We start from the raw sequence: 5027 nt of genomic DNA on the forward strand, positions 1-5027 counted from the left end.
CAACCGCTCCGACAACGCTTGCAAAGCCGCCAGCCCGCGGACACTAGAGCCGTGATCGTTGACCGGCGGCGAGTAGACGGCGAGGCCCATGCGGCCGGGGACGACGGCGACGATGCCGCCGGAGATGCCGGTTTTGGCCGGCAGGCCGACGTCGAAGGCGAAGCGGCCGGATTCGTCGTGTAGGCCGCAGGTGAGCATGACGGAGAGGACGTGGCGGACGAGCTCCGGCGGCAGGGCCTGGCGGCGGGTGAGGGGCTGAGTGCCGGCGTTGGCCAGGGTGGCGCCTAGGCGCGCCAGCAGGCGGCAGTTGACGCGGATGGCGCATTGCTGGAAGTAGAGCTCGAGGGCGGCGGCTTCATCGTCGACCAGCTGGAAGTTGCGTAGCAGGGAGGCGATGGCGCGGTTGCGGCCACCGGCTTTGTGCTCGGCATCGAGCACCGCGGCATCGACCACCAGGCGCTCTTCGCCGGCCAGGGCGGCAAAGCCGGCGAGGATCCGCTTGAGGCGCTCGGCGGGGTCGCCAGGGATCAGGGAGCAAACGGCGATGGCGCCGGCGTTGCCCAGGGGGTTGAAGGGCTTGTCGGTGCGGGGATCGAAATGGATGGCATTGAAAGGGTTATCGCTCGGCTCCACACCGACTCGCCGGTGCACCGCGTCGACGCCACACAGGTCCATCGCCAGGCCGTAGGCGAAAGGGTTGGCGGCGGATTGGATGGAGAAGGGCGCCTCGGCATCGCCGACCGCGATCTCTTGGCCATCGATGGTGCAGGCGGCTAGAGCGAAGCCTTGTGGCGCTGGTGGCAGATAGCTTGCGACCTCGCCGCCATCGAGGGAGCGCAGCTCGGTGTGGACGGCGTGCAGGGCGGCGGTGAGGTCGGCCTCGGGATCTTCAGCGGCCGTGTCTTCGGCCGGCTGGCTGGCGGCTGCAGAGGACACGCTCACCGGGCGAGGCTCTAGCAGGTGCAGCTCGAGGGCCTGGGCGACGTCGGCGACGGCGGCGGCGCCGCGGACGCTGGAGCCCAGGGCGTCGAGCCGCGGCGAGAAGGCAGCGATGCCGAGGCGACCCGGGGCGACGGCGACCACACCGCCGGAGACACCGCTCTTTGAAGGCAGGCCGACGTCGAAGGCGGAGCGGCCGGCGGCGTCGTAAAAGCCGCAGGTGAGCATGACGGTCAGCACGTGGTGCACCAGGGGCGATGCGATTGCCTGAGCGCCGGTGAGCGGATTGCAGCCGCCGTTGGCCAGGGTGGCCGCCATCACCGCCAGGTCGCGACAGCTCACCAGCACCGAGCATTGCTGGAAGTAAAGCGCCAGGGTCGGATCCACCGGTGCGGCGAGCATCTCTAAGTGGTGCATCAGGTGAGCGATGGCGCGGTTGCGGTGGCCCGCAGTGCGTTCGGAGAGATAGACCGGGGCGTCGACGGTGAGGGGCCGCCCGGCGTAGTCGCCGAGCGCTTCGAGCAGGCTGGAGATGCTTTCACCATGCTCGGCCAAAAGGCCGGAGACGGCGATGGCTCCGGCGTTGATCATCGGGTTGTGTGGCCGGTTCTGGCCATCGAGCTGGATGATCGAGTCGAAGGCATCGCCACTGGGCTCGACGCCGATCCGCGACCGCACGGCTGCGACGCCGAGGCGTTCCAAGGCGCGGCCGTAGACGAAGGGCTTGGAGAGCGATTGCAGGGTCAGCTCGTGGGCGTCGTCGCCGATACTGACGACCTCACCCTCCACCGTGCAGAGGGCGAGAGCGAAGCGCTCCGGATCGACCCTCGCCAGCTCCGGGATGTAGCGCGCCACGTCGCCTTCGCGCAAATCGAGGGCGCCTTGGTGGGCGCGTTCGAGAATCGTCTGCAGATCCTTCAAGCGAGCCTCCGGCGGCCAATCGTGCGATGATCAGTCTTGCGAGTGTGGATTGGATGCATGATGCGGAACGCTGTTCGAGGCATTGTACCGGCGAAAGACGGAAGGCCGAGCGCCAGATCAGCAGGTCGATGGATTCTGCTGGCGATCGGCTTGAGGTTGGCGCTTCAGCCACCGATCGCAGCGCAGTCTCCGCCGGAGGGGGCCCTCGACCTGCCGGAGGTCGTGTCCGTCGAAGGGCACCCGGTCCGTACTGTCTTGCCGCCCGACACGATCCGCGCTCTCGACGAGCCGCCGACTGCGGAAGCCGAGCAAGCCGACTTCATGATTCTGCGCGAGAAGGTAATCGGAATCGTCGTGAGCGGTGAAGCGCGCGCCTACCCTCTGCGCCTGCTGGACTGGCGCGAGGTGGTCAACGATCGGCTCGGAGGCAGGCCGATCGCCGTCACCTGGTGACCGGCGGCGCAAACGAGCGTCGTGTACGCTCGCCCGACAGCGGATCAGGAGGTGCTGCGCTTCGGCGTCTCCGGCAAGCTGTGGCGCCAGGTCATGGTGCTCTTCGATCGCCAGAGCGGATCTCTGTGGAGTCAGCGCGACCACCGGGCCATCGCCGGGCCGCTGGCCGGTTGGACCCTAGAGGTGCTGGAATCGACGGTGACGGATTGGTCGAGCTGGAACAAAACCCATCCGGCAACGACGGTCGTCGTGCAGCCCAAGCCGGGCGCCGATTCGGACTATCCTCCCCATTGGAAGTGGCTCGCGGCCCTCGGCCTTGCCCTGGTGTCTGCCATTCAAATCGCTCTCAAGCAGCGCAAGAAAGAGTCCCGTGAGCAACAGTCTCGTGACCGAGCGTCTCGTGATAGGCCGTGAGCCGGCGGTCGAGACCGAAGCCTGGTGCCTGCGACGTGGCGCCGCGTCACCAACGGGTGACGCGAGGGCCTACGACCAGGTCGATACGGTGCTCGGTCGCTCGGTCCCGCGGCGTCTGCTCTGCCGCGCTTGCGGTGAGGCGGTCACCGCCGACGAGCATCGCGTGGCCATCGAAGGACGGCACGTCCACCGGCGGACCAATCCTGTTGGCTTCGAATTCGGGTTCGGCTGTTTTGCCGAGGCCCCCGGTGTCGTCGCCGTGGGCGAGGCGACTGTCGAGCACAGCTGGTTCGCCGGCTGCACCTGGCGCTACTCCGTCTGTGGCCGCTGTGGTGCTCACCTGGGCTGGCTCTTCGAAGGTGGCGGACCCCGTTTCCAGGGGTTGATCCTGAATCGTCTGGAGGAGGAAGAACCCCCGTCCGGCGAGTCGGAGTGAGAGACGATCTTGCGACCCTTCGCGCTCTCGGCTAGGCTGACTCGATCATCAACGCAATCGAGAATCCTCGGATCGGTCGCCCATCGAGTCGGCCTGTCGCAGGATCGGAGTAGATAGCGATGGCCCGAAACCTCGTCGACTGGATCAAGTCCCACAAAGCCGCGACCGTCCTGCTGATGCTGCTTCTGATCCTCCTTGGCCTCTTCCTGAGACTCTCGGCCAAGGACACCTCGGTGCGACCCGTGGCAGACCTGAGTTCGGTCGGCCCCACCACGGGTCCGACGGTGCTCCGGGATGTGGTCGTCGTCGGCAACAACTGGGACGGTACGGCCGACGTCTTCGATCCGACGACGTTCGAGGTGCTGAAGCGTTTCGACGTGGTGCCCGATTTCGAAGAGCGCATGGCAGAAGTGAACTCCAGCCGCATCCGGCGCCTGTTCTTCCGCTTGATCCGAAATGTCATCGGCGAAGGCAACAATCAATTGGTCGACGACATGTTTACCTCGCACGATGGGCAATACATGTATGTCTCCCGTCCGAGCTTCGCCGATGTCGTTGCGATCGACGTCAAGACCGGGGCGATTGTCTGGCGGACCAAGATCGATGGGCATCGCTCCGATCACTCGGCGATCTCCCCGGATGGAAAGATTTTTCTCGTCTCCGCCTCGACGGCAGGCAAGGTGCAGGCGATCGATACCGCCACCGGCACGATCGTCGGTGAGTTCGAATCTGGCGATCAGCCCCACGAGTCGACTTACTCGAAGGATGGGAAGCGGGTCTACCACGCGAGTATCGGCAAGGTGTACGTGCCGACGACCTCCAAGCTGTTCGATTGGATCAAAGGTAAACGTTATTTTCAGATTGTCGACGCTGAGACCTACGACATCATCCGTCGGGTCGATATGCGCGAGAAGCTCGAAGAGTTCGGCTTCCCCTGGGGTGACTCAGCGGTCCGGCCGATGGCGATCGCGCCCGATGAAAAATTTGTTTACCTACAAATTTCCCTCTTTCATGGTTTCTTTGAGTACGACGTCGAGCAAGATCGGATCACGCGCAAGGTGGATTTGCCCGTTCCGCAAGAGGTCGCAGAGTTGAGCTATCGTGACTACCAACTGAACTCGGCGCATCACGGCATCGCCATGAACCATGCCGGTACCAAGCTATGCGTTGCGGGCACCATGTCGGCTTATGCGGCGATCGTGCACCGCAACACCTTCAAATACACGATCATTCCCATCGGACCCAAACCCTATTGGTCGACCGAAAGTGCCAACGGGCTGCACTGCTATGTTTCGGTCAGTGAACAGGATCGTGTCGCCGTCATCTCCTGGGACGAAGAGAAGGAGGTCGCGAGCGTGCCGGTGGGTGATCACCCGCAGCGGGTCCGCACGGGCAAGATGCAACTGCCGGGTCCACCGCCTGCGGCCGAGCCGGCGTCGGCCGTGGACGATTCGGTCACGGATTAGGCGGCGCCTGGATTGCGTTGCCCCGCCTACGGGGCTGATCGGACGGTCCTTCCTGGGGACTGGAGAGCCGGGAAACAGCACGGGGGTGAACCCCCGTGCTATAGAAGGCGCCCCTGCGGGGCTTCGCGGCTGAAGCCGCGGTTTCAGGCAGCTGGCTTTAGCCAGAAAGCCCGCTCAGCGGGCGCCTTTCATAGCCCGGGCATTCATGCCCGGCGGGCGCTGGGATGTTGGTCTACAACGTCGGTGGCTGGATCGTCGGATCGAGGGCGCCGTAGATGTGACCGCGGTCCTCGTCGGTGTGGAAGTTGAAGTACACACACAGCAGGTGGAAGGAGTTGAAGCGCGAGAAGTAGGCGATCAATCCGGGGGTCGCCCGGGCAAAGCAGAGCTGATCGTTG

General features: G+C 65.0%; 4 protein-coding genes. 3 read left to right on the forward strand and 1 reads right to left on the reverse strand.

What is annotated here, in order from left to right; all coding sequences use genetic code 11:
- Window positions 1-1860, reverse strand: a 1860-nt coding sequence (gene glsA / locus AAF481_20195; GenBank protein ID MEM7483487.1) for a glutaminase A, incomplete at its 3' end; no start/stop codon positions are given.
- 222 nt (window positions 1861-2082) lie between these two features.
- Between glsA and AAF481_20200 the strand changes: the two genes are divergently transcribed.
- The 3 genes from AAF481_20200 (at window position 2083) to AAF481_20210 (ending at window position 4629) form a co-directional block, all read left to right on the forward strand.
- Window positions 2083-2727: a DUF3179 domain-containing (seleno)protein gene (locus AAF481_20200; GenBank protein MEM7483488.1), complete on the forward strand. Its 645-nt coding sequence runs from the start codon at window positions 2083-2085 to the stop codon at window positions 2725-2727.
- The gene (locus tag AAF481_20205) at window positions 2684-3163 is read left to right on the forward strand and encodes a cereblon family protein (protein MEM7483489.1); all 480 of its coding nucleotides are present in this window, start codon (window positions 2684-2686) and stop codon (window positions 3161-3163) included. Before AAF481_20200 ends, AAF481_20205 begins: the two co-directional genes overlap by 44 nt.
- Window positions 3164-3282: 119 nt before the next feature.
- A complete protein-coding gene (locus AAF481_20210) occupies window positions 3283-4629 on the forward strand; it encodes a serine/threonine protein kinase (protein MEM7483490.1) in 1347 nt (448 codons plus the stop codon).
- Window positions 4630-5027 lie beyond the last annotated feature (398 nt).

This window comes from Acidobacteriota bacterium (genome assembly GCA_039030395.1).
Classification (GTDB): domain Bacteria; phylum Acidobacteriota; class Thermoanaerobaculia; order Multivoradales; family JBCCEF01; genus JBCCEF01.